Here is a 23,626-nt window from a genome sequence, read left to right as displayed (position 1 = left end):
GCCCGGAGAACCCGGTGGTACCGGGCCGCCACCCTACTCCAGGGCCGCCTCGGCGGTGCGCCGTTTCTCCCGGCGGGCGGCGTCGTACGCCCGGAACCGGTGGCGAAGCGCGGGCCCCGTGTCCTCCCAGCCGGGGTAGTCCGTGTAGTCGAGGGAGCAGTGCGCGAAGCGGAACCCGGGGTCGTCCACGTCGATCCTGCCGCCGTTCTTCCCGAGATGATCGAGGAACCGCTGCGACTCCCCGACGATCGACCGGTGCAGCAGGCGCCACTCGCCCGACGAGTAGGCCGCCACCCGCCGGGTCAGGCGAGGTCGCGCGGAGGCGGTCCACTTGAAGTGGTGAACCTGGGCGTAGATCTCCTCGACGGGAACGCCCCTGCCCGTCCAGGCGTAGTGCTGGCCCAGATCGAGTTCGACCGTGCCCCGGACGAGAGTCACCTTGGTCGGCCGGCCGTCCAGCAGCCCGAGGGTGAGCTGGCCGGCCAGCGGATACTGGCGCCACAGCGGCTCCCCGCCGTGCGGCAGCGGGCCGGTGAGCCGGCCGTCGGCGCTGACCCGGTCGAGGAAGGCCCCTTCGACGAAGTCGAACCCGTGCTCTTCGCAGTAGGCGGCGACCTCGGCCGGTGATCTGTCGTAGACATGGAACTCGTCAAGGTCGGCGACGATCCACCAGTCGTCCGGCCAGACGCTCATCTGCTTCCGGATGAGCGCGGCGTTGAGATCCTCGTGCCACGGGGCCACGCAGACGTCGGCGAATTCGTGCCCGGCCTCCCGCATCATTTCCACGGAAGGACCCAGCGTCGGGTCTGCGCGGCTTTCAACGTGGCGTATCACATGAAAGCTTTCGACCCCCAGTTCCCGATAATGATCCAAGGAATAGGGCAGCAGGGAAAGGTCGCCGCCCACCACAGAAACGAAGCGTAAAGTCACGCCCATTACTTTCTGGGCGTCCCGGGTGTTCTGTCAAGGTGGTGCCGTACTCCGCGACGGCCCGTGCGGTGAGGAGGACGTGTGAGTCCGAATGTCCGAATGGGATGGTTTCTGGCGCATGAGGAATGGCAGCCCGAAGCGCTGATACAGCAGGGAGTGCTCGCCGAATCAGCCGGCTTCGACGCGCTCTTGGTGTCCGACCATCTCCAACCCTGGACGGACGTCGGCGGAGCGGCCGGATTCAGCTGGGCGACGCTGGGCGCGCTGGCCGCGTCCACGCGGACGGCGACGCTGATGACGGCGGCCGTGTGCCCGCTGTTCCGGATGCATCCGGTGCTCGTGGCGCAGGCGGCGGCGACAGTCGGGCGGATCTGCGGCGGCCGGTTCGAGTTGGGCGTCGGTATGGGGCAGGCGGTCAACGAGCAGCCCCTGGTGGGGTCCCTGCCGCCGTACCGCGAGCGGCTCGCGCGTACCGAGGAGGCCCTGCGGCTGATGGATTCGCTGCTGGCGGGCGCCGAGGTGGGCTCCGACGGGCCGTACTACCCCGTGTCGTCGATGAAGCTGCACAGTCCGCCCCCCGGGCCGGTCCCCGTTCTGCTGGCCGCGTCGGGGCCGAGGTCGGCCGAGGCCGCCGGGCGGCTGGCGGACGGCGTGATCACGTCGGTGAAGGACGTCGGCCACACCCGGCGGACCGTCGTCGACGTGGCCCGGAAGGCCGCGGCGGCGGCCGGCCGCCGGCCGCCGAGGGTCGTCCTCACCTGCTTCCTCGTCTTCGCCCGCAGTGACGCGGAGGCATGGGAGGCCCTGCGGCCCTGGCGCGGTATGCGCACCCCGCGCCGGCTCCAGGAGGGCAGCCCGCGCCGGCTGCGCGAGGACGCCGACGCGATGGGCCACGAGGGCGTCCTCCAGCGGTTCCCCCGCTACGACGACGTCTCCCGGGTGGTGGAGTTGTGCCGGGGGATCATCGACGGGATCGCCCCCGACATACTGGCCCTGCAGGTGGCGGCCGTCGACGGTGCCGAAGCGCTGAAGCGGCTGAGCGAGGTACCCACCCGGCTGCGGGGGTGACGCGGCTACCGGTCCAGGGCGGCGAGCAGGGCCTTCTCCGTCCGTTCGGCCATCCTCTGGAGCGTGAAGTGCGTCAGCACCTGCTCGCGAGCCAGCTCGCCCGTGCGGCGGCGCAGCGACTCGTCGGAGAGCAGCTCGAACAGGGCGTCGGCGAGGTGGGAGGGATCCGGGGACGGCACGAGGAAGGCCGATCGCCGGTCCCGCACCAGTTCGTCGATGCCCGGGAAGTTGCAGGTGAGCAGGGGCCGTCCGGAACTCATGGCCTCAAGCATGACCAGGCTCAGCCCTTCCCCGGTGCTGGGCTGGGCGACGACGTCGGCCAGGGCCAGCACGTCCGGCATCCGGTGGAACGTCACCTCGCTGTCGATGCGCACCGCCTCACCGATCCCGAGCCGGTCGATCTCCTCTCGCAGCTTCCCCGGATAGTCGCCCGAGGAGGAACTGACGGCGCCCGCGATCAGCAGCCGGGTGCGGGGCAGCCGGGTGTGCACCGGCGAGAACGCCCGGATGAGCTCCAGGATCCCCTTGCGCGGCTTGAGCTGCGCGGCGCAGACGACGACGAGGTCGTCCGGACCGTATCCGTAGCGCCGGCGGATCCGGTCCGTGTCCCGGTCCGGGCGGAATCTTTCCGTGTCCACCCCGTGCGGGATCAGCCGGGTGACTGCGGCCGATCCGTGCCGGCGGGCGCGGTCGGCGTAGTTCTCCGCGCAGGCCAGTACGAGCGAGGGGCGCAGGATCTCGTGGACGACCCGCAGCCGGGCACTGCCCAGGGGCTGCGCCTCCGGCTCGTGTTCATGGAAGGTCGCCACCCACGGTATGCCCCGGTCCACCGCGATCCACTTGCCGGCCAGGGCGGCGTCGAGGGTGTTGGTGAAGACCAGGTCCGGCCGGAACTTCTCGGAACAGGAGGCCAGTTCCGGTGCCAGCGAGAAGGCCATCTGCTCCCATAACACCTTGCTGGGGTCCGCGAGCAGTTCCCGGTACCCGGTGAGCCGGTGGACCGCCACCCCGCGTGGATCCCCCTCCACGGCCCGGCCGGCCGGGTCCTCCCGCGGCGCGTCGGTCACCAGCATGATGTCGTGACCCCGGCCGGCGAGCCCTTCCGCGATCACATGCGCGTACGTCTCCGCACCTCCGATGGTGGGGTGGAAGCTGGAGGCGATCATCAACACTCTCATGTCACTCCGTTACCGCCGGCATCATCCCGCACCGATCCATGCCCCCTTCCCCATGGCCTTACGCCGAGTCGCCGGGCCCTTCTCGATCAGCCGGTTCACATATTCGGATCACCATGTCCACACGCACGTGGTACTGATATACGGGCCGCCGAGCGGCCGTGTTCCGCCATGCCCTTCCCGTACGAAGGCGAGGTCACCACCGATGATCAGCGACGCGCATCCGGCCGGACCTCCGGTCGGCGCGACCCTCACCGAGTGCCAGGAACTGACCGGGGCGTTCCGCCGGCGCGTGAACATGCCGGTCACCGCGGACGTCGCCCTGCTCGACGCGTCCGCCGAGCTGGGGGAGCTGGCCGGCGCCTACCTGAAGAACTGCGGGTACGCGCCCTCGGCCACCAGCACCCCGCCCTCGGACCAGGTGCGGTCGGAGTTCGGCGACGTCCTGTTCGCGTTGTTCGGCTTCGCGGACGCGGCCGGGCTGGACGCGGGCGCCGAGTTCGCCGCGACGCTCGACCGGTACGAGGCGCGGTTCTCCGGCAGGACGGCCGAGCGGCATGGGTGACTATCACGTCCATCTCCATCCGCACACGCCCCGCCCGGACAGCCCGCCGCCGGGCGTGTATCCGAAGGGGCACGTCGACGCGTATGTGGAGCGGGCCCTGTCGCGCGGAGCGACCGAGGTTGGCTTCACCGAGCACATGCACCGTTTCGTGGACCTGGAACCCGTCGCCGCGGGGTTCTGGGACACCGGTGAGTCGGCCGATCTCTCCGAGCGGTCCCGCCGGTACTACTACGACGAGCTGAATCTCCGTCTGGACCGCTACACCGAGGCCGTCCTGGGCGCCCGGGACCGAGGGCTTCCGGTGCTGCTCGGGCTCGAGGTCGACTTCCTGCCCGGCCGGATGGAGAAGATCCTCGACATCCTCGCCTCGTACCCGTTCGACTATCTCATCGGGTCCGTGCACTGGATCGGCTCCTGGGCCGTGGACCACGACGGGATGACGGACGAGTTCGAGCGCCGCGGGGTGCGGCGTTCGTACGAGGACTACTTCCGGCTCGTCGCGGACCTCGCCGAATCCGGCATTGTCCAGGTGCTGGCCCACCCCGACGTGGTCAAGAAGTTCGGTCACCGCTGCGAAGAGGAGCCCGTCGACCTGTACCGCCGCGTGGTCGACGCCGCACGGCGTGGCGGCGTGGCGTTCGAGGTGTCCAGTGCGGGTCTTCGGTACGAGGCGGGGGAACCGTATCCGGCGCCGACCCTGTTGCGGATGTGCCACGAGGCGGGCGTGCCGATCACCCTGGCCAGCGACGCCCACTACCCGGACCAGGCGGCGGACCGGTTCCGCACGCTCGTCCGCTACGCACGCGCCGCCGGACACCGCAGCCGACTGAAATTCGGCACCGGGGGCGAGCCGGAACTCGTGCCCCTGCCCGACCCGGACGACGACGGCGCCTGGCCGCCACCGGACGGTTCGTGAGCCGTCAGACGGCCAGACCCACGCGGACGGCGTCGCGCACCACCGGCGTCAGGACCGCGGCGGCCTTGGCGAACAGCGGGCGCGGTACGCGGTTGCGCACCGCGCCCAGCGCCATGGTGCCCAGCGCGCGGCGCCCCACCCGGGTCTCCATGCCTTCCCCCGCCGGGGACGCCCCGGCAGCGGCGGCACAGACGCCGAGGCCGAACGCGGCGAGCCACAGCTCGGACAACAGGTGCTCACCGATCAGCCGCCGCGCGTGTCCCGTGTCGCGTTCCCGGCGCAGGGCGTCGCCGGCGAGCCGCAGGACGTGGTCCTCGCCGAAGCCGAGGTCCGCGAGCGCCGCCAGAGCCGGCACCTTGCGCCAGCCCCCGTCCGTCGTCGGGTCGCGGAAACGGAAGTAGGCGCCGGGCTCGCCCCACCAGGCCAGCACGGGAACCGCGTCGATGCCCGTGACCGACCGCCGTGGGTCGACCCCGGACAAGGAGGTGGCGCCCGCGGTCCAACAGGTGGCGCAGCGCATGCCGTGACGGCTGTTGCCGGTCAGGCTGGTGGCGTCCCGGTGCTCGACCGCGTTGGGCACGGCGACCTGCGGGGTCAGGCCGGCCGAACGGAGGTAGCGGCGCAGCGTGACGTCGTCGGGCTCGTCCCCGCCGAGCGCCTCCTCGAACCAGGCGCTGACGTCCTTCGCGAGGGCCACCGGCATCACGACGGCCTGTGTCGGCACGTAGTCGTCGACGACCTCGGCCCAGCCCGCCCCGCAGAGCGCCGCGACGCGCGCCACGGAGGCGGTCCAGGAGCCCCACTCGACGAAGAGGGAGGACACACCCTCGGGGTAGTGCTCGATTAACTCGCCCACGAGGTCGAGGAAGTTGCCGGTCAGCCGGACATCGTCCTGCAGCACCAGATGATGGGTCGCCCAGGGCGCCGCCGCGGCCCACGCCCTGCGGGCGGACCGCAGTGAGCCACGCTCGCCCAGCGGCCCGGTGTCGCAGACGACACGGATGTCGAGGTGCGGGTGGGCGTCCCGCAGTCGCTCGGCCATGCCCAGCCGCAGCTCGTGGGTCATGACCGCGATGGATAACCGCCAGTTCTGCTCGGGCAACTGTCCAGCCTTTCAGGAGTGAACGACACCGCACGACCTCCTGATTGTCGCGGCTCGGACCGTTCCGGTGAAGACATGGCAGTGCGGACCGAGCCGACATGCACAACGGCGTTCTCCCATACGGGACTTCCCGCTCGAAGCATGCGGTGGCCCCGTGCGTCCGGCAGACCGGATGTGCCGCCCCGCAGACAGTGCGTGGCCGGCGGCCTGCCGGGCGGGCGTGGCCGGGGGTGGGCGCGGCGGGGACCCCTTCAGGACTCGCCGAACAGCACCCAGAACGCCATCAGGCCAAGAATCCGGTCACCGCCAGTGCCGGGAGTCCGAGGATCGCGGCGGCCACCCCCACCAGGTACTCTCCGGGGTGCCTCCGCCGTCCCGGTGTTCGCCGTCGCCCGCCGTGTCTCCGTCATGAGCCCACCGCTCGAATCTCAACAGCCCTGCAGAGCAGCTTAGTTGACACTGAATCAAAGGTCCGGACCAGCTTGCGGATGGAGACCGACACGCTGCACACCAGGCACCGGCCCTGGGCCCACAGCCAGGTACCCCGGAGGAGATCCAGGCTCTCTTCTACGGCCCGCTGGTACCTCATTGTGCCGCTGAACGCGGCGCCAGGCTCGTCGACGACTGGGACAAGAGCCCGCTGGCTGCCTTCGATGAGGGAGATCTTGTGCCTGGCCGACGTCCTGGCCGCTCATCAGGACGTCACCGATGCCGCGTTTCTCGGTGCAGGGGCGATGTCGTCTTCACCACCGCCCACCGCGCGTGGGTCCCTCACCTTCCAGGAAGGCAATGGGCAGACAACTCTTCCGCCGCCCCCAGGAGTCGGCAAGCCCTGCGGCCTGCGGCCCGCTTCGGGCTGATGTGGTGCCCCGTGCCCCGGACGGGGAGGGGGAGTCGGCCGCCGGACGGACCGGCGGCAGGGAAGGGGGCGAGGATGCCGGACGGGTCACCAATCCGCCGGCTCGTTTGCCTCCGGCGCTGTTGAGTATCCGCCGAGCTGGTAAATCAGTGTCGCCTGTTCCGTGGCACAGATTCTGATGTTCTTGGCTAGCAAGTTCTCGTTGAAAAGGTCATCCTCGCCCAAAGACATCGTCCGGTCCGGCGGTCTACTCATGTTGCTGAAGCGGATACCCCGTACTAACTCCGTTTCGAGAAGCCACGCACTCTGGTCCACCGACCGGACTGATGTGGGCCCGTCGTGTGCGTCGACGCGATCCTTGAATACGTTAGAACCTGGCTCAACTACTCCGAGCTCTTTCATCCGCTGATACTCCCGGCGTCCATTCTCCTCACCGAACGCCCACGGGTCACGCTGCTCGAGATATGGCTCTCCGTCCGGGTGAATCACACGCGCCCACGAGTGCACCGCCGGACTGCCGGACTCGCGTGCCTTCATCAGGAGGCTGTGCAGATGTGTTTCGTCCCATTGGTTGTCGTCGTCGAGATAGGCAACCCAAGGTGTCTGCGCCAGCTCCGTCCCGACGTCCCGGACGGACGCGATGCGCCGTGGCCCGTTCCTGTCGTCCGGACCTCGTTGCGCCCAGCGCGGCCACACGGTCGCGGGTAGGTCCCGCCCAAGGGCCAGCCAGGTGTCGGAGCAGTCGTCCACCATGATGATGTGCGTTCGCACATGCTGGCAGCATTGCCGCTGGACGGACTCGATCGCCCGGCTCAGTAGGGCTGGCCGTCTCCTCGTCGGTGTGACAACAGTGACCAGGCCTTCCAGCTGGGATGCGCATCCCCCCACCGTCTCTCCTTCGCCTCGGCGACTCGCCAGCCCGAGTGTGCTGGCTTTCTCTGTCCGGTCGGCCAATTAGCCGACCGCTTTCCACACGGGCTGCCCGCTGTCGTCGGCTATCGCTCGCAGGACCTCAAGAAAGCTGGTGATACGGCCCTTTACCTGTGACTCGTCGTAGAAGGTGCGGTTGAAGTTCAGAGTCCCGCCCTGGCGGCGGCTGTCCACCAGCATCCAGGGCTGCGCCTGTCGCCACCAGACCGGCATCGCCTCGCTCGGAACGTCACCCAGCCGGGGGTATTCGTCCACACCCGGCAGCGGCGCCGGTATGACCTCGAGCTCATGGTCGACCCGCAGCGGACCGGGGAACGACTCACTCGACTCGGGTACGACGGACTGGAAGTAGGAGTCGAAGAGATGGAGGTCCGACCAGGGCCTGGGTCGATGGGCCTCACCGAGCAACTCCACCAGGTTTCGGTAGCCCGTCCGCGCCAGCCTGGCATCGGCCAGTGCTCGGTGCACCTGTTGCACGAAGGCTTCCAAAGACCCCTTCCAGTCGATGTTCACGGGGACGAACACGTCCTGGCCGAACTGTCCGACCAGCGCCCGCTCAGCCTTGCTGTGACGGCCCAGCGTCACCGTGCTCACTACCACCTTGGACGACCCCGAGACGCTGGCGACCACGAGGTAGTAGGCCGCCATCAGGACGACGTACTGCGTCGTGCGAAGCCTGGTCGCACAGTCGTCCAAGCGCGCCGACACCTCGGAGGACACACTGAAGTCGATGGCGGCCGGGTCAATCAGCAGGTCGGAAGCGGCTGTGTCCCGGGGGTCGATGGACAGGGGCCGGGGCAGCGGATGGAGCCGGCTCACCTGCTCCTGAATGCGCGGGCCACGGCCCCCGTACTGTCGCTCGTGCAGATTCAGCAGGTCTCGATAGCCGTAGGACACCGGCGTGGGCGGGCGAGACAGCCCGAGACGTGCGCTATAGCACGCCATCAGATCCTGCACCAGGATCCGGTCCGACCAGGCGTCGAACAGGAAGTCTGGAAAGCTGACGCACAGGATGCTGTAGTCCTCCGACAACCGGAGGAGACACGCGCGCCACACAGGGACCGCCACCAGGTCGAAGGCACGCACGCTCTCCAGGTAAAGGACATGCGCTACTAGTGCCTGCCGCTCGGATGGCGGATGATGCCGGAGATCCTCGACGTGTAACTCCGCCTCGACGTCCTCCACGATCTCCACCAGCGGATCGAGACCGGTGGTCTTGAACCGCATCCGCAGCATCTCATGCCGTCGCGTCACATCCGCGAGAGCCTTCTCCAACGCGTCCGCGTCGACCTGACCACCGAGGCCACGCGTCAGCAGAGCCGTGAATCGAGACCCACCCGGATCCCCCGGCGACATCTCGTGCATCCGCTCCCAGAGCAGTTCGTATCCCCGAGGCAGCGGCCCGACCACGCCTGTGAACGACATGCTGTAAGTCCCCAATCCCGTCAGCCGGCGCATTGCCCGATGTGGAGGTTGTTCAGCGCCCTACCGACCGCGGCAGTATGAGCTTGTCCGGTCCGACCGGGCCGGGATACGGGGTGTGTCGCCGGGCTCCGTCGGCCAACGGAAGCCGCCCGAACGTCCACCGCGTTTCGAACGGCAGGCGGCCGGCCCGCAGTGTCACCGCTCCAGCCCGGTAGGCGTACTTGACCAAGCGTTCAGCGATGCGCTCGGGCGGCTCCGAGTCCGGCTTGAGTCCGGCTGCCTCGACGGCATCCCGCAGGCTCCGCGCACCGTCGAAGCGACACAGCAGGCGGGCTTCCTCCTCCGTCACGCTCAGCGTCCGCTCACCGTTGGTTAGGACGGACCTGCCTTCGTTCTCCGCAACGGTCCAGCCCGGGGCGAGGTCGGGACGGATCCGCTCGTGCTCCGGGTACACCACGCGAATATTGTGGATGTACAGGGCGTCGAGATCAGAGGACAGGAGGCACTGGATTGCGTCCGCCGGTGTCTCCACAAGTGGCATGCCGCGAATGTTCAGCGATGTGTTGAGTACCAAGGGGACACCGGTCGTCTCGAAGAAGCTCGCGATAAGCCGGTGGTACTGCTCGTCGACGTCCGGGGCGACGATCTGGATGCGGGCGGTCCCATCGACGTGGCAGATCGCCGGCACCATCTGCTGCCACTCCTCGCGTACGGGGCAGCAGGACAGCATGAACCGTGTGTCAGCGGCCGTACTGGTGTCGAACACCTTGTTCACATGGCTTTCGAGCACGCTCGGCGCGAAGGGCCGGAACATCTCGCGCATTTTGACCTGCTGGTTGATTCGGTCACGCATGTCCTCGGGCCTCGGATCGGCGAGGATGCTCCGGTGGCCGAGAGCACGCGGCCCGTACTCGCTGCCCCCCTGGAACCAACCGATCACAGCTCCCTGCGCCAGTTCGGCGGCCGTCCGGTCCGTGAGGCCATCGGTATCGATCACTTCGTAGGACGCACCGACAGCGTCCAGATACTCGACAATGGCGGTGGTGTCGTAGCCCCGCCCCGTGTACGAGTGCGAGATTGGCTTGAGGTCGCGTGCCTTCCCTGCGTTCACGTAGCCGTAGTACGCGAGCCCGACTGCTTGGCCGTTGTCACCAGCGGCCGGTTGGACGAAGATCCGGTCGAAGATCCCGGAACGGGCGAGGACTCCGTTCGCCACCGCGTTCAGGCCCACTCCGCCGGCGATGCAAAGATTGCGTTGACCTGTCCGGCGCTGCACCTCCCCGCACAGGCCGAGCATTCCGCGCTCGAGCTCGCTCTGCACCTTCCATGCCAGATCCTTCGCGAAGGAGCTGATATTCGCCGAGTCCGGTACGAGACTGAAGCTCTGGTCGTTCAGAAATTCGGCGTAGCCCATGCCGACGATCCAGTCGAGGAACGGCCGGAAGTCGAAGCGGCCTTCGCCGAGGTGGAACCATTCGCCGGCCAGTTCTGGACGGGGGCCACCATAGGGCGCGAGGCCCATGGTCTTTCCCGCATCCGGCACGCCGGCCCTGGTGTTGTAGAAGCCGAGGAACGTGGTTATGTACTCGTACATCCAGCCGAGGCCCGGGTTGAACAGGTTTTCGGCTCCAAAGTCGGTCCTGACCGGTGCGTACCGATTCTTCAGAATGGTGGAGTGGCGTCCAGTTCGGGTGAACGTGTACGCCGTTTCGGCCTCGTAGCCTTCCTCCGTCCACGTGCCGTCGCCGTCGACGACCAAGACCGCTGCTTCCTCGAACCCGCTTGCCCAGAACGCGGACAGGGCGTGCACATAATGGTGCACGCTACCGCTCGGCTCACGCGCGACCACCAGGCGTTCTGGGTCGCGGACTGGAAGGTTGAGCCCGGCCATGGGCGCCAGGTAGTCGTCGGCGATCACGATCTGGTCGACATCGTCCAGGCCGATCGAACGCGCCTGGAGGCAGTAGCTGATTGAGGCCCACGGGTAGTACCCGAACCGTTCCCCGAACTCCTCCCACAGGCCGTGGTAGTTCCTGATGGCCCCGTATTTCACCCTGGTGAGCCGCTCTTCTTCTATGGCCGTGACCACGCTCCCGTCGGCGATGAGGCAAGCGCCTGGGTCGTGCGGGCCGGTGTACACCCCGAGACTGAGCATTGAGCACCCTTCGGCCGTGGGCAGCAGTCTGCCCGCAGGCGATATTCGTCGTATCGTCGGAAGGAACACAGACTGTTGCGGACTCAATCGGCTGGTGCGGTGGCTGGCTTGGGTGCCGGCAGAAACTGCACAGCCGCGTTCCGGTCGATCTTCCCGGTGGACGTTCTCGGGAGTGGTCGGTCGGCGAACACGATGCGAAACGGTACGGCTGCGGGCTCGATCCGGGAGGCGCAGAATCGTCGGACGTCGACGCTCGACACCGTGTGGTCCGTGTCCGTCCTGATCACCGCGGCGACGCTGGTGTCGCCGTTCCTATTCCACGGCAGCGCCACAGCCTCCACGATGGCCTCCATCCGCAGAAGCGCGTCCTCGACATCTTCAAGGTCAACGCTGACCCCTCGCACCTTCACCCGGCAGTCGCGCCGGCCGATGAAGCACAGTGTTCCGTCGTCTTGGCGCTCGACGAGATCTCTGGAACGAAAGTAGGTGCTGCCGGATGCACTGGGACTGATCTGTGCGCCCTCGACGAAGCTGCCTTCGTCTCTCCCCGCCGGGTCGATGTACCCGGCTGCCTGAAACGGCGTGGCGACGTACAGTTCGGCGACACCAGGTCCGACAAGTTCGCCACCGCCGTCGGCGACGAGCCGGATGTCGACACCCGGTAGCGGCTCGCCGAGGGGGATTTGGTCGGACACCATCTGCTCATCGTCCAGTATGGCTACGAGCGAGTCGTTCGTCTCGGTACTTCCGTACACGTTGTAATAGGTGGCCGAGGGGAACATGTCCCTGACGGCCCGGCGCGTCGGTTGCGGCGTGTTGTCGCCAGTCATGATGACGTGTCGAGTGGTCAGCTCATCGCCAGCTGCCAGTGAGAGCAACCCGCGGGCGAGCAGTTCGTACAGGACCGGAACGCCTTCGATCACGTCCGGCTGCCACCTCCTGACGAGCTGCGCCAGGTGCTTGGCGTCGCGCAGCGTCGGTCCCGTCGCCCCGATCACAGTGCCGCCGCGGGACAATGTCGTCCATACTTCGAGAAGTGACAGATCGAAGTTGAGAGGGGCGTAGCTGAGCACCTTGGTGCCATCACCGATACCGAACATGGTGGCCGCCCAGTCCGCGAATCGGCAGAGCGCGGGATCACCCAGGGGTACCAGCTTCGGATGCCCGGTCGAACCGGAGGTGCAGAACACGAGGGACGCCCGAGGCCAGAGCGTTTCTGCGGACGGTTCGAGCCGCTCGATGCGCATATCCTCCGGCCGGGCGCCGGGCCAGGCGATCTGAGAGCAGCCGGTGTCCCGTAGCGATGTCTCCCTAACCGAAGACGTCGCCCGACCGGGCAGCAGTACGACCGGACGACCGGTGCGTAGGGCCCCGAGTACCAAGGGGATCGCACCACCGTCGGTGTCACACACGACGGCGACTGGTCCCGCTGGGCCTCGCGCCGATATGAGCGCGTCGGCGTGCCGGTCGGTCAATTGGTGCAGTTGTGCGTAGCTCATGGTCATGTCGGATGTCGCCAGCGCCACACTTTCCGGCTGATCCTCGAAGGCCCGGCGGATCGAATCGACCAGTGTAATGACTCTCCTCCCTTCAACGGGTTTTCGGGGTGGCGTGCGGAGCGCCGTCCCGGTCGACGACCCCGAACGCCCGAACGGAGCACGTACCGAGTCCCACCACCGCAAGCGGCGGCGCGAAGAACCGGAACCCGGAGGTCGGCAACTTGTCCAGGTGATGGAGGTGCTCGACGATCGGGATTCCCTGCTCCAGCAGCAATGAGTGCGCCGGCCGCGACCTGTCGGTCATCGAGTCAATGTTGACGGAGTCGATCCCCACGACCGCGGGCTCCAGTTCCACGAGGAGCTCGGCCGCGGCGCGTCCCAGAAAAGGATGAGTATCCGAGAAGTACCGGCCTGTGCCCCAGTGTGCGTCCCAACCGGTATGGAAAAGGACGGCCTTGCCTGCTACAGCTGCCCTGTCGATGGCTTCCGGGCCGACCTCACCCGTCTCCTTGGTACGTACGACGACACCTTCGACATCGACGACTCGGTCGAGGGCGACCCCGGATGTGTCTGCACCGTCGCTGTACCTGTGGAATGGCGCGTCCAGGTAAGTTCCCGTGTTGGCCACCATGCTGATGCGGCCTATGTGGAACTCCACGCCGTCGGCGTACCGCGTTCGCGACTCCTCGCGGGACATCTGGGTCGTGACCTCCGGACCGGGCAGCCCAGGGTAGGTCACCATGCCGTGGCGGACTGGGTGACTCAGGTCCACGATGTCAGCGGCCGTCATACTTCGGTTTCCTCTCGCTGGGGTGTACGTCCTCGGCCGTGCGGCCGTGATCCGGTCCGTCGTCGGTGTCGTCGCGTCGCAGTTCCTCGATGTGCGCCAGCGTCGCAATCAGCGACCCGTGCGCGCCGGTGTGGTCGCTGGGCCACCCGGGGCCGGTGAGCCGGTGGCGATAGAGGCCGTGCGGCGACTCCAGCCGCTCGACGCCAACACTTCCCGCGAAGATGCGCAGGCGCACCACTCCGGTGACGATGCGGTCCAGTTGTTCCAGCGCGTCCCGCACGCACTGGGTCGTGTGGTTGTACCAGCCGCCCTCCACGACGGAGTGCGTCCAAGCCGTCGCGAGAAAGTTCCGGACGGCGTACTCCTTTCCCTCGAAGACCGCGTTGGCCAAAGCGCGATGCGCGGTGGTGATGACGGATGCCGCCGGTGCTTCCCTGACCTCGTGGTTCTTGCCCCTCATGAAGGTGTCTTCGAGTCCGGAAAACCGGCCGACCCCGCGGGCGCCCGCCATTTCGTTCAGCTGTGGGACCAACGACGCCAGGGGCATGCCCTTGCCGTTGAGCGAGACTGGCAGGCCGCGATCGAATGCCAGCTCGATCACCTCTGGTCCGGCCTTAAAGGCGGTATCCGGCGTGGCCGACCACTGGAAGACATCGGAGTCCAGCTCGTTCTCGGGGCTGTCGAGGCTGCCGCACTCGATGACTCGGGCCCACGGGTTGGTGTCGATGCTGTGTACGCCGTGGGGGAACTCGATCCCGATAGAAGTGAGTTCGGAGACCATGCGCTCCCGGGACACCGCCGACTGCAGAAAGGGAGCTGCGAGTGGCAGCTCAGGGCTGAAGTGGGCGATTGCGGCCGACAGCCGTACGCCGCTGTTCTGCATGGCTGTCGCGCTGTGGCAGATAGTGTCACAGTCGCGCTGCCGGGCGACTTGCGCCGCGAGCCGTCCCATCAGGGGCCGGGAGATGCTCGAGCCGATCGGGTAGAGCCCTTCGTAATAAGCGTCGGCGTGAATCGCGGCTGGCAGGAATTCCCGGAAGAACTCCTCTGTGGCATCGACTCGCTCTACCTCCACACCGAGGGCGTCGGCCCGTGCTGTCGCGGCCGGGTCGGCATTGGTTCCCAGGTCGATCACCAGGGCCAGAGGGTTGGCGGAACGGTCCACCAGCCACTTGAGGAGATACGTTCCGTCAACGCCACCCGAGTAGAGGACGAGAGGGCGATCAGGCACCTTCTCCGAGAGGTCCTCCAGACTCGTCGTGAGCAGCATCGCGGCTCCCTTCCCTCGTATGGGTGTCGGCACCGGACAAGCGGGAAACGTGCGGGGGAACGCTGCGACGGATCACCCGGGAGTAGGGCGGTCGCCCGGCTTCGGATCGACGAAGATCGTTGATCGCGAAAGCACGGCGCAACCAGCGGTCACAGCCGTCGAAGCGAGGCACGAATGCCGTCCGGCCGTGGACCGCCGTGCGGTTGTCGACCACCAGTAAATCGCCAGGACGCAGCCGCACACCCACCACGGACTGCCGCAGAGCATCAAATAGCTCGGTCAGCGCCGTCTGGGCGCTGACCGTCGTGGCCTCCATACCGTGCAGATCAACGACCATGCTCTCGGCTCCGCCCGAGTCGCTTAGAACGGGGATCGGATCGCAGTAAACACGCTTGCCAGGGCCGACGAAAGACGAACTGTAGGCGACCCGGAAGTACGGCTGCCGGAGGATCTCGATGGCGTCACGCGATACCAGAGGGAGAGCGTGGCGCATGCCGGCGACCACCGTCTGGGCGCGATCGTCGCGGTCAGGTCGGAGACACAGCAGTGTGATGAAGTCAGGTCTGGTGGGATGGAATCCGTTCTCTGTGTGCAGTTCCAGGAGTGAGCTGCCGACGTTTTCCTGCCGAGCTTCCATTCCCGGCTTCGGGACGACGTCCTGAACCAGCGCTCCAGCCTTTTCTTCAGCGTACGAGATGAGATCACCCAGTACGCTGAGGATAAGCAACTGTACCGTCGTGCATATCGGTATGTCGGCAGGCTGTCTCGACGGCAACTTATCTTCGTCAGTCGGTGTGTCCGGCAGTACCGGATCCAGCGGCAAGCCGCTTATCACCAGGGCTCCGTGATCATTGCTCGTCCAGCGGAAATGGGTGAGTTCTTCCACCAGTCGGGCGGGCAGATGGCGGGCGCCGGACACCATGGACGAGAGCGCGGCGTTGCTGTCCAGATCTGTGAACGGAGTACCTTCGGCAATTTTTCTGCAGTCCGCCGTCAGCGCCGATCGCTCCTGCCCGTCCAACGTGAACGGCGGGAGGAGCTCAGGAAAGAGGTTACCTGACTGATCCACTGAGATGCGATTCGTCATTGTACGGACTTTCCGAGGATGTGGCATCTACGCATTTCTGGCCCGGTCGTAGATCTCCGCTATCATCTGTATGTCGTGAATTGCGTCCTCCGCGCTGCACCGGCTCACCCTCTTCGCCGCCAGAACGTCGGCAAAGTGCTCAAGCTCGCGTTTGAACGGATCCTCGTACGATCCTTCGTACACCTGCGAACGTAGCGGTCCGTGCGACCCTTCCGAGAACGAGTGGTGCACGGTCGCCGGCGTGTTCTTGAGATACACCGAGGGGTACGTGAGCGTGGTCTGTGACATAGGGGTGGAAACGTGAAACTCCTCGCGGTAACCGCCCGACAACCCGGTCATCACGGCCAACGTCATCGAGGCAGTGTCGCCGTCTTCGGATTCCCACAGCGCGTGAACTCCGCGGCGTCCGAGGAGAGGAGTGGCACTCTTCAGGTGGAATCCGGACCGGAAAACATGCCGCAGGCAGTACAGCTCATGTGTGGCGAGGTTGTGGAGCACTTCCTCGAACAAGTACGGCCAGGTCGGTTCGGCCGCCGCAGTGTTGTCTGCGGCGGGTGATGTGCAGTGCGTGACGCTGTGATGTGCCCGGTAGAAGTAGTCGTCCGGCAGCACGGCGGTACTCGTGATGAGCCGTCCCGGCGGTTGTTCATTCGCCAGCCGGTGGAACTCGTCGAAGGCCGTGTCGAAGATTCTGCTGTACCCCACCATGACGGTCAGCCCCGCCGCCCGGGCATGCTCGGCGATCCGGCGGGCGTCGGCGACCGAGTAGCAAAGCGGCTTCTCGACGAAGACGTGCTTCCCTGCGTCCAATGCCTGTTCCACGAGGCCGGCGTGATCACCGGAGGTAGCGATCACCACAGCCTCGACGGCTCTGTCCTCGAGGACATACCGCGCGTCGGTGTGAGCGTTCTCCACACCAAACCGGTGGGCGACCGACTTCAGGACTTCAGGGTCGTTGTCGCATACGGAGAGCAGTTGGAACCGGTCATCCAGCTCGCGCAGATTCGGTAGGTGCATGATCTGCGCTATTTCGCCGCAGCCCACGACCCCGACCGCTGTCGGCTTGTCCGGCAGTGTCATGCAACCTCACATTCCTCTGCACGCCTCATGGCACCATCAGCGCTTCGGAACGGAGCGCGTCGACGTTCGTCATGACCTTGTCGATGGCCTGGGCGATGTCGTCCATGTCTGCCGCGGTGCCCAGAAGGGCCCGGTGCGGGATGGTGAGGAACAGCGAGCGGGCCTCGTGTGCGTTCGGCAGTTCGAACCGGGTGGGGTCCAGTAGCGGTAGCAGGGCGGGGTCGTACTTGTGCGGAGACCGTCGCGGGTCGTAGAGGCGGCAGGCGTTGAGTGGCTCGTGCAGCGGTTCGCAGTGCAGACGCAGCTCCCTGCTCAGGGTGCTCAGCGCCCGATCGACGGAAACGCCCTCGATGACTCCCGGGTCGAGCCGGATGCAGTACCGGTAGTAGGCCCTCTTGGTGACCCCTGGCCTGGCCTGGACCGAGTGTGCGTAGCCCGTCTTCTCGATGAGCGAAGACAGATGTGCCGCGTTCGCCGACCGCCGTTCGTTCTCCGCGTCGAGGCGCCGCAGACCACCGAGCAACAGCGCGGACCCGATCTCCGTCAGACAGAGATTACGGCCCTGCACCGTGCCGACATCTCGGAGATTGGGCTCCCGCACGCCGGGATCGTCGGCGTATCGCCGGCCATCGGCGCGGTACTCCACGAGACGCTCGTAGAGATTCGCGTCCCGGGTCAGGCACGCACCGCCTTCCCCCGAGGTCAGCAGCTTCGACTCCTGCATGCTGTAGGCGGACACGACTCCGTAGGTGCCTACGCGCGCGTCTCGATACATGGCGCCATGGGCCTGGGCACAGTCCTCGATGAGTGCCAGACCGCGCCGCTCGCAAAGCGACATGAACGCGTCAATGTCGGCGATGCTGCTGCCGTAGTGGACGAGGAGCACGGCCTCGGTCCTGTTCGTGATAGCCGCCTCGGCCGCCTTCGGGTCCATGCAGAGTGTTTCCGGGTCAACGTCGACCAGGACCGGCACGAGCCCCAGGTTCGCCGCCGCCGACGCGCACGCCACCCAGGTGAGGCCCGGCACGAGTACTTCGGCGCCGTGCGAGAGGCCGAGCGCTTCGAACGCGATGGTCAATGACGCAGTGCCACTGCTCGTGGGGACGCAGTGGGGTACGCCGTGATACTGCGCGAAGGCGTCGGCGAACTGCCGCTCATACAACTGCTGGCCGTTGTGGTCCTCGCTGATCGCCCACCGCCCCGACTCCAGGACGTCTGCAAGGATCGCTTTCGTATCGGGATCGAGTCTGGGCCATAACGGCCATTCTGAGGTCCTTACGGGGTTCCCGCCAAAATCTGCGAGCAGAGTACGGTCAGGCAACGTTTCTCCTGCTGGTCTGATGAGAACGGCTCAGTTCGATCGGCGGTTCCTACCGTTGCGGCAAGCCGTCAGTGATCCGGAGAAGGTCCTGGACAGTAATACTGGTAGCGCCAGCCATCAGGTCGGAAATGTCCACTTCGGTGGAATATCGCGACTCCAATCTGGCGAGTAGGTCCACGATCATCAGCGAGTCCAGGCCGACCCCGTCATGACCAAGCGGCAAAGACGGTTCCAGGCTGATATCCGTGAGGTCGCAAGCGAACTCCTCCTCGAGTATCACGCGAATCTCGGCCAGACGTGAGGATGTAGTACCCACAAGCGCGCTGCTTTCTGATGCCCGGAAAGGAGACATGCACTCACCGTGTTAACCGGCGGCGCCCTAAACGGGGTGCCCGGCGCCGTACGCAAGGCACACGCCGTTGGCACTCTTCCGGTTGAGGGCGATGGGACGGAAGGCCTGCTCCGAGGTCATTTACTCGTCATTGTCAGACTTCGCAACGGTCAGCTCGACACCGATCGGATCTTGGGGCCCAACAGTACCTACCCGTCACAGGGGGAGGAAGTCGAGTTCTGGCCAAGGATATTGGCCTCCATGCGACTCCGCTCCGGTTCTGACCAGCCTGAACGCTTTATCCGGCCAGATCGCCCGTGGCGCAAGTCGGGGCATGGCGGACTTCCGGAGCGCTTCTTGACGGGACGCACAGTCCGTTCGTAGCGTATCGCTCAACGATCTCGGATTTTTCACGGTACTGCGCCTCACGCAACGCCGGCGAAACGGCGTGAAGGGCTATTTCAGCATGTCGGAATTAGGCCGAGACAATAATCCCCCGGTGCGCCGTTCAGGCAGCCCTGTGGAGCTGGAGGAGACAACATCCGCGCGCGCAAAGCGACGCGCGCGCTTGGCCGTCGGCCTGCTCTACATCATCATGAGCATGCCCATCGGAGGGTGGGCGGCTCGTGTGCCGGAGGTACGCCGACAGGTAGGCGCGGACGACGCACTGTGGGGGCTGGCCAACACTGTCCCGAGCATCGGGAATATCGTCGGCCTCTGCACCATCGTGTTGCTCGTCGGCCGGGTGAGAAACGTGGTGCTCGCATTGGCTGGCGCCTGTCTCGTCCTGCTCACCGTGCCGCTCATGGCAGCATCGCCCAGCTTCGGTGCGGTGGTTCTGGGGCTGACAACGTGGGCGTTGGTAGCTCACATCATGGACATCCCCATGGGCGCCATGGCATTGGAAGTCCAGAGCCGTTACGGACGGCCGCTCATGGGCAGCTTCGATGCCTGCTTCGGGTTGGGAACGCTGGCCGGCGGAGCGACCGGTACCGCGGCGGCGGCGTTCGGCGTTCCGCCCTGGGTGCAGTTCACTGTCTCCAGCGGGCTGCTCGGAGCGTGCCTGGCTGCGGTGGCTCGGTGGCTTCCGGAGGAGGCCACCAACTCGGCGAAGACCGCTCGGATCCCCCTGCGCAGACGGTTCAACCGAAGGATGCTGCCCATCGCCATGATGGCCTTTCTGACGGGATACGTGACCGAGTCGTCGATCCTGTGGAGCGCAATCTACGTAACGGACACCATGCGAGGAGGGCCGGTTCTCGGCGGAGCTACCTACACGGCCGCCGCCACGGCGGGGACACTTGCCATGCTCTTCGTCGACCGCGCCACGGCCCGCCTCGGCGCGGTACGCATCGTCCGCCTCTCCACATTGTTCGCCGCCGCCGGGTTCGGACTCTGCCTCATCATCGCGAACCCAGTGGCGGCGATCATCGGGTTCATCGTCCTCAGTGTGGGGATGGCTTGCGTCAACCCGAACGTCTACACCTTCGCAGGGAACCAGGAGGACCTCACCGCGAGCGAAGGAGTCTCGGTCGTGGAGATAGGGCAGATGCCCGGAGCGACGGTGGCCGCGCCGGCGTTGATCGGTGTGCTGAGCGGTGCAGTCGGTCTGCGCGCCGCGCTGGGCTCGATCGTAATAGCGAGCATCCTGCTTGCTGCCCTGGTCGGGCGGATTCGGTACGTCGACCGCTCCCCAGAGCAGCCTCCCGGTGAAGTCGTGGGGTCACCGCAGTAGCGGGCGGTGCGGTCAGGGCCCAACCGATCACCCGGAGGGCCGCTCAGCGGGCCGGGAGTCCTTGGAGGACCAGGTGGTGATGATACGAGAAGCGAGAGCGACGAAGAGCATGAGCAGGACCAGCAGACCCAAGGCCGTCGGCAGCCCCAGCAGATGGGCCAGCAGCCCGATCAGCGGCGGGCCGCTGAGTAGACCGGCGTAACCCAGCGTCGCAACGGCGGCGACCGCCCGGCCCGTCTCGTGCGGGAAGAGGTTCCCTGCCACCTTGAACATCTGCGGCATCACACACGCGAGGCCCGCGCCGAAGACCCCGAACCCGATGACCGCCGCCGTGCCCTGGTTGCTGAGCAGGCCGGTACACAACCCCCCGCTCGCGAGCAGCGCGGAGCAGGTGACCAGGCGCTTGGCACCGATCGACGCCGCCAGCCGGTCCGCGACGAGCCGGCCGCTCGCCATGGCTACGGAGAAAAACATGTAGCCCGTCGGGGCGAGCGCCGCGGACAGCGCGACATCCTCCCTGAGATAGACCCCACTCCAGTCAGCGATCGCTCCCTCGGCGAGCAGGCACGCGAAACAGCAGGCGCCGAGCAGCATGAGACGGCCGTCTAGCCGTCGCACTCGCTGCCGCGCGCCACCCGGCGCCGGGGGCTGCCCAAAGGCGGCGGTCCGCACCTGGCCGCGCCCGCATGCCAGCGCACCTGCCATTAGGGCTCCGGCCAGAACGGGGAAGGACACGGCCGGTGCGACATCGAGGCGCACGGCAAGGCTTCCCAGGGCGGATCCAAGCAGACCACCGACGCTGTAGGCGGCGTGAAATGAGGTGATGATCTGTCGACCATAGGCCCGGTCCACCGCGACGGCCTGAGCGTTCATCGACACGTTGTACGCACCGCCCGCGAGGCCGAAGAACATCAGCGAGGCCATCAGCACTGTCAGGTTCGGTGCCAGGCCGGGCCCGACGAGACCGATTGACACGGCGGCCGAGGCCCACCTGCTGACGGAGTCCGCGCTCAGCTGGTCGACATAGCGCCCGACGCTGGCGAGCCCCAGCACGGTGCCCACCGCGGCAACCAGCAGGGCGGCGCCCAGGAGCCCGTCGCTGAGCCCGAGACGCTCCTTGATGTCGGGGATGCGGGCCACCCAGGAGGAGAAAGCGACACCGTTGATGAAGAAGTAGCCCGAGACCGAACGGCGCGCACGGCTGAGCTGCCCGGCGGGGGAAGATGACTGCAGTGCCATGATGAGATCGACGGCTACCGGACGCCGACCTGGCCGACCGCACCGAGGATCTCCCTGGCCACATTGTGCTGGCCTTCCCGTTCCATCGTGAGCGCGAGGCGCCGCAGGAAGGCGTTCTTGAGACCGCGCACCTCGTGGAGCTGGATGGTCTGCCGTTGCAGGGATATGGAGATTGCTTCGAAGAACCCGTCGGTGTCGACCTCGGCCTTGCGCTGGTAGTAGTCCGCGCCGATGCGGTTACGGTCGGACGACCCCGCTATTTCCTGCGGCACCCGGTACAGGCAGCCTATGGACGGCAGGTAAGCGACCGAGGTCCCTCCCGCGGCCATCCTGAACCAGGCGTGTGCGTCCTCGGAGGCCCGTACATGAGGGAAGGGGTGGTTGACAGCCAGTTCGGTGCGCACGGCGACTGTCGAAGTGAGCGTGGTGTAACCGGTGTCGACGCCCATGCGAATCCATGCACGGGGGCCTTCGACCGGATCCACCCGGTGTGACTCGATGATCTCCAGCAGCGACGGTGTGAGACGCGTCGTCGGAACGCCACTGCCGTGCTCGTCGATGACGGAGAACGTCGAGTACACGAAGTCCACGTCGGGCCGCTGCTTGAAGGCGCGGCGGGTCACCTCCAGACGCCTGGGGTGGGCGATGTCGTCTGCATCCTGGAATAACACGAAGCGCGATCCGCGCTCCTTGGCCCATTGAACGCCGACATTTCTGCAGAATCCCTGGCCGCGATTCACCGTCTGCTGAATGACGAATATACGATCCGGGTGTAGGTCCTGGAGTATCTTGATCCGTTTTCGGTCCCGCGCCCCCGGTGAGGCGTCGTCAACGATGACGAGCTGCCAATCAGGGTCCGTCTGCTGGTGCAGACTCTTCAGAGTCTGCACCAGATAATCTTCCGCCCTGGCGGCGTCTGCATAGTGCGGCATGACGAAGGTCGCAGTTGCCGGAGAAATCATCTTCTTACTGCCTCCATTCACGGAGAGTCGTCAGTGCAAAGCCCACGGCATCGGCCGTGGTTCATCGAATTTGGAAGTGATCACTGTTTTGGCGCCGCCCGTCGATTGGGCGATGGCCAGGGTGATCTCCAGGACATGCAGAGCGTGCCGGGCCCCCAGTACCGGAGCCCCGTCTCCGACCACCGCCGCGCCCATGTCCGCGACCCCGCGTGCGAAATCCATGTCATGGGTGTCCTGGTACCGGAAGCGGCGGCCGGCGGGCCGGGCGAGGGGAACCACCTGGTGCTCTGTCAGGTAATGGTGCGCAGAGTCGGTCCCGCGCACCCGCTTGCGCAGGGTCACCTCGGCTTCGTAGTCCCAGCATTCCGAGGTGGCCAGCACCCCTTCGTCCCCGACGATCTGCAGGGTGTGGTTCTCGGGGGCCACGGTGCTGCACGTCAGCCGGGCCACGACCCCGGAATGGAAGGTGATGCACGCCGACGTGAAGTCGGCGGCGAAGAAGCCTGGCCGCGAACCGTCCAGCTTCTCCGGTTGCACGAGAGCCGCGAACGCCACGACTTCCGCAGCTGGCCCAAAGAACGCGGTGAGCCAGGTCAGGTAGTACCCCGCGTGCTCCAGCGTGGGGCCGACGCGGAATTCGTCGGCGTAGGGCCAGGGGGCACCCGACGGGCTGATCCAGTCTCGGTAGGGCATCTGGTGGATGGCTCCGTCGTCAAGCTCCGCGTAAACCAGACGCGGTCGGCCAATGGTGTCCTGCCGCAATGCCCGCCACAGGGTCTGGGCGGTCTCCCCGAGCAGGGAGCAGGGCGCGGACGAGAGGATGAGGCTCCGCTGCTCGGCAAGCGCCACCAGCTCCTTGGCCTGCTCCCACTCCTGTGCGAAAGGCTTCTCCGAGTAGACGTGTTTACCCGCCTCAAGAGCACGGCGAGACACGTCGTAGTGGCTGTGCGGATTAGTGAGGTTGACAACTATTTCTACAGAGGTGTCGTGGAGTATTTCCTCCAGCGAAACGTACAACGGCACACCGTAATGGGCCGAGAACTTTCCCGCACGCTCTGCACTGGCATCGTAAACACCGATGAGCCGAAGGTGCGCATAATTGGGAAGGGTGGCCATATAGAAGTCGGCCACATAGCCACACCCCACTAACGCAATACCGATGGAACGAGTCAAGATTCTCCCCCATG

20 protein-coding genes are annotated in these 23,626 nt (G+C 66.5%); 4 read left to right on the top strand and 16 right to left on the bottom strand.

The features are described 5' to 3' along the window. Positions 1–33: 33 nt before the first annotated feature. Positions 34–936: a glycosyltransferase family 2 protein gene (locus tag RI578_RS00440; protein ID WP_310869138.1), complete on the bottom strand. Its 903-nt coding sequence runs from the start codon at positions 934–936 to the stop codon at positions 34–36. A gap of 93 nt (positions 937–1,029) precedes the next feature. Between RI578_RS00440 and RI578_RS00435 the strand changes: the two genes are divergently transcribed. Further along, on the top strand, positions 1,030–1,998 hold the full coding sequence (locus tag RI578_RS00435) for an LLM class flavin-dependent oxidoreductase (protein ID WP_310869137.1): 969 nt from the start codon (positions 1,030–1,032) through the stop codon (positions 1,996–1,998). 5 nt (positions 1,999–2,003) lie between these two features. Here the strand turns inward: RI578_RS00435 and RI578_RS00430 are convergent, their stop codons facing one another. After that, positions 2,004–3,176, bottom strand: coding sequence for a glycosyltransferase family 4 protein (locus tag RI578_RS00430; protein ID WP_310869136.1), 1,173 nt, complete (start codon positions 3,174–3,176; stop codon positions 2,004–2,006). A gap of 202 nt (positions 3,177–3,378) precedes the next feature. Between RI578_RS00430 and RI578_RS00425 the strand changes: the two genes are divergently transcribed. Together RI578_RS00425 and RI578_RS00420 are read left to right on the top strand one after the other, a co-directional pair. After that, positions 3,379–3,738 (top strand): hypothetical protein, encoded by a 360-nt coding sequence (locus RI578_RS00425; RefSeq protein WP_310869135.1) that lies wholly within the window; start codon positions 3,379–3,381, stop codon positions 3,736–3,738. Continuing rightward, positions 3,731–4,654 carry a histidinol-phosphatase gene (locus tag RI578_RS00420; RefSeq protein WP_310869134.1) on the top strand — a complete coding sequence of 308 codons (924 nt, stop codon included), beginning with the start codon at positions 3,731–3,733 and terminating at the stop codon, positions 4,652–4,654. Before RI578_RS00425 ends, RI578_RS00420 begins: the two co-directional genes overlap by 8 nt. 4 nt (positions 4,655–4,658) lie before the next feature. Here RI578_RS00420 and RI578_RS00415 read toward each other — a convergent pair whose 3' ends face one another. The 11 genes from RI578_RS00415 to RI578_RS00365 form a co-directional block, all read right to left on the bottom strand. Beyond that, positions 4,659–5,720 carry a hypothetical protein gene (locus RI578_RS00415; protein WP_310869133.1) on the bottom strand — a complete coding sequence of 354 codons (1,062 nt, stop codon included), beginning with the start codon at positions 5,718–5,720 and terminating at the stop codon, positions 4,659–4,661. Positions 5,721–6,702: 982 nt separating this feature from the next. Continuing rightward, positions 6,703–7,503 carry a glycosyltransferase gene (locus tag RI578_RS00410; protein ID WP_310875625.1) on the bottom strand — a complete coding sequence of 267 codons (801 nt, stop codon included), beginning with the start codon at positions 7,501–7,503 and terminating at the stop codon, positions 6,703–6,705. 66 nt (positions 7,504–7,569) lie between these two features. Beyond that, the gene (locus RI578_RS00405) at positions 7,570–9,003 is read right to left on the bottom strand and encodes a condensation domain-containing protein (RefSeq protein WP_310869132.1); all 1,434 of its coding nucleotides are present in this window, start codon (positions 9,001–9,003) and stop codon (positions 7,570–7,572) included. 19 nt (positions 9,004–9,022) lie between these two features. Next, positions 9,023–11,125, bottom strand: a complete 2,103-nt coding sequence (locus RI578_RS00400; protein ID WP_310869131.1) for a carbamoyltransferase C-terminal domain-containing protein — start codon at positions 11,123–11,125, stop codon at positions 9,023–9,025. A gap of 83 nt (positions 11,126–11,208) precedes the next feature. Next, the gene (locus RI578_RS00395) at positions 11,209–12,372 is read right to left on the bottom strand and encodes an AMP-binding protein (RefSeq protein ID WP_310869130.1); all 1,164 of its coding nucleotides are present in this window, start codon (positions 12,370–12,372) and stop codon (positions 11,209–11,211) included. A gap of 343 nt (positions 12,373–12,715) precedes the next feature. Next, entirely contained in the window at positions 12,716–13,414 is a 699-nt protein-coding gene (locus tag RI578_RS00390; RefSeq protein ID WP_310869129.1) for a cyclase family protein, read from the bottom strand. Then, the gene (locus RI578_RS00385; protein WP_310869128.1) at positions 13,401–14,684 is read right to left on the bottom strand and encodes an argininosuccinate synthase domain-containing protein; all 1,284 of its coding nucleotides are present in this window, start codon (positions 14,682–14,684) and stop codon (positions 13,401–13,403) included. The genes RI578_RS00390 and RI578_RS00385 overlap by 14 nt, the downstream gene beginning before the upstream one ends. Then, complete coding sequence (locus RI578_RS00380) at positions 14,638–15,771, bottom strand: TauD/TfdA family dioxygenase (RefSeq protein ID WP_310869127.1); 1,134 nt, start codon at positions 15,769–15,771, stop codon at positions 14,638–14,640. The genes RI578_RS00385 and RI578_RS00380 overlap by 47 nt, the downstream gene beginning before the upstream one ends. Positions 15,772–15,798: 27 nt before the next feature. Continuing rightward, positions 15,799–16,851, bottom strand: coding sequence for a Gfo/Idh/MocA family oxidoreductase (locus RI578_RS00375; RefSeq protein ID WP_310869126.1), 1,053 nt, complete (start codon positions 16,849–16,851; stop codon positions 15,799–15,801). Between the two features lie 25 nt (positions 16,852–16,876). Then, positions 16,877–18,172 carry an aminotransferase class I/II-fold pyridoxal phosphate-dependent enzyme gene (locus RI578_RS00370; RefSeq protein WP_310869125.1) on the bottom strand — a complete coding sequence of 432 codons (1,296 nt, stop codon included), beginning with the start codon at positions 18,170–18,172 and terminating at the stop codon, positions 16,877–16,879. A gap of 49 nt (positions 18,173–18,221) precedes the next feature. Next, positions 18,222–18,524, bottom strand: coding sequence for an acyl carrier protein (locus RI578_RS00365; RefSeq protein ID WP_310869124.1), 303 nt, complete (start codon positions 18,522–18,524; stop codon positions 18,222–18,224). Between the two features lie 499 nt (positions 18,525–19,023). Here RI578_RS00365 and RI578_RS00360 point away from each other — a divergent pair, with 499 nt between their 5' ends. Next, on the top strand, positions 19,024–20,238 hold the full coding sequence (locus tag RI578_RS00360; protein WP_310869123.1) for an MFS transporter: 1,215 nt from the start codon (positions 19,024–19,026) through the stop codon (positions 20,236–20,238). Positions 20,239–20,265: 27 nt separating this feature from the next. Here the strand turns inward: RI578_RS00360 and RI578_RS00355 are convergent, their stop codons facing one another. The 3 genes from RI578_RS00355 to RI578_RS00345 are packed head-to-tail and all read right to left on the bottom strand — an operon-like array spanning position 20,266 to position 23,585. Then, the gene (locus RI578_RS00355) at positions 20,266–21,477 is read right to left on the bottom strand and encodes an MFS transporter (protein WP_310869122.1); all 1,212 of its coding nucleotides are present in this window, start codon (positions 21,475–21,477) and stop codon (positions 20,266–20,268) included. A gap of 14 nt (positions 21,478–21,491) precedes the next feature. After that, complete coding sequence (locus RI578_RS00350; RefSeq protein WP_310869121.1) at positions 21,492–22,439, bottom strand: glycosyltransferase family 2 protein; 948 nt, start codon at positions 22,437–22,439, stop codon at positions 21,492–21,494. A gap of 30 nt (positions 22,440–22,469) precedes the next feature. Beyond that, complete coding sequence (locus RI578_RS00345) at positions 22,470–23,585, bottom strand: Gfo/Idh/MocA family oxidoreductase (protein WP_310875624.1); 1,116 nt, start codon at positions 23,583–23,585, stop codon at positions 22,470–22,472. Between the last annotated feature and the right edge of the window lie 41 nt (positions 23,586–23,626).

The organism is Streptomyces sp. BB1-1-1 (genome assembly GCF_031597775.1).
Lineage (GTDB): Bacteria > Actinomycetota > Actinomycetes > Streptomycetales > Streptomycetaceae > Streptomyces > Streptomyces thinghirensis.
The sequence above is the reverse complement of the archived record's forward strand: the minus strand, read 5'-3'. Positions and strand labels throughout refer to the sequence as shown.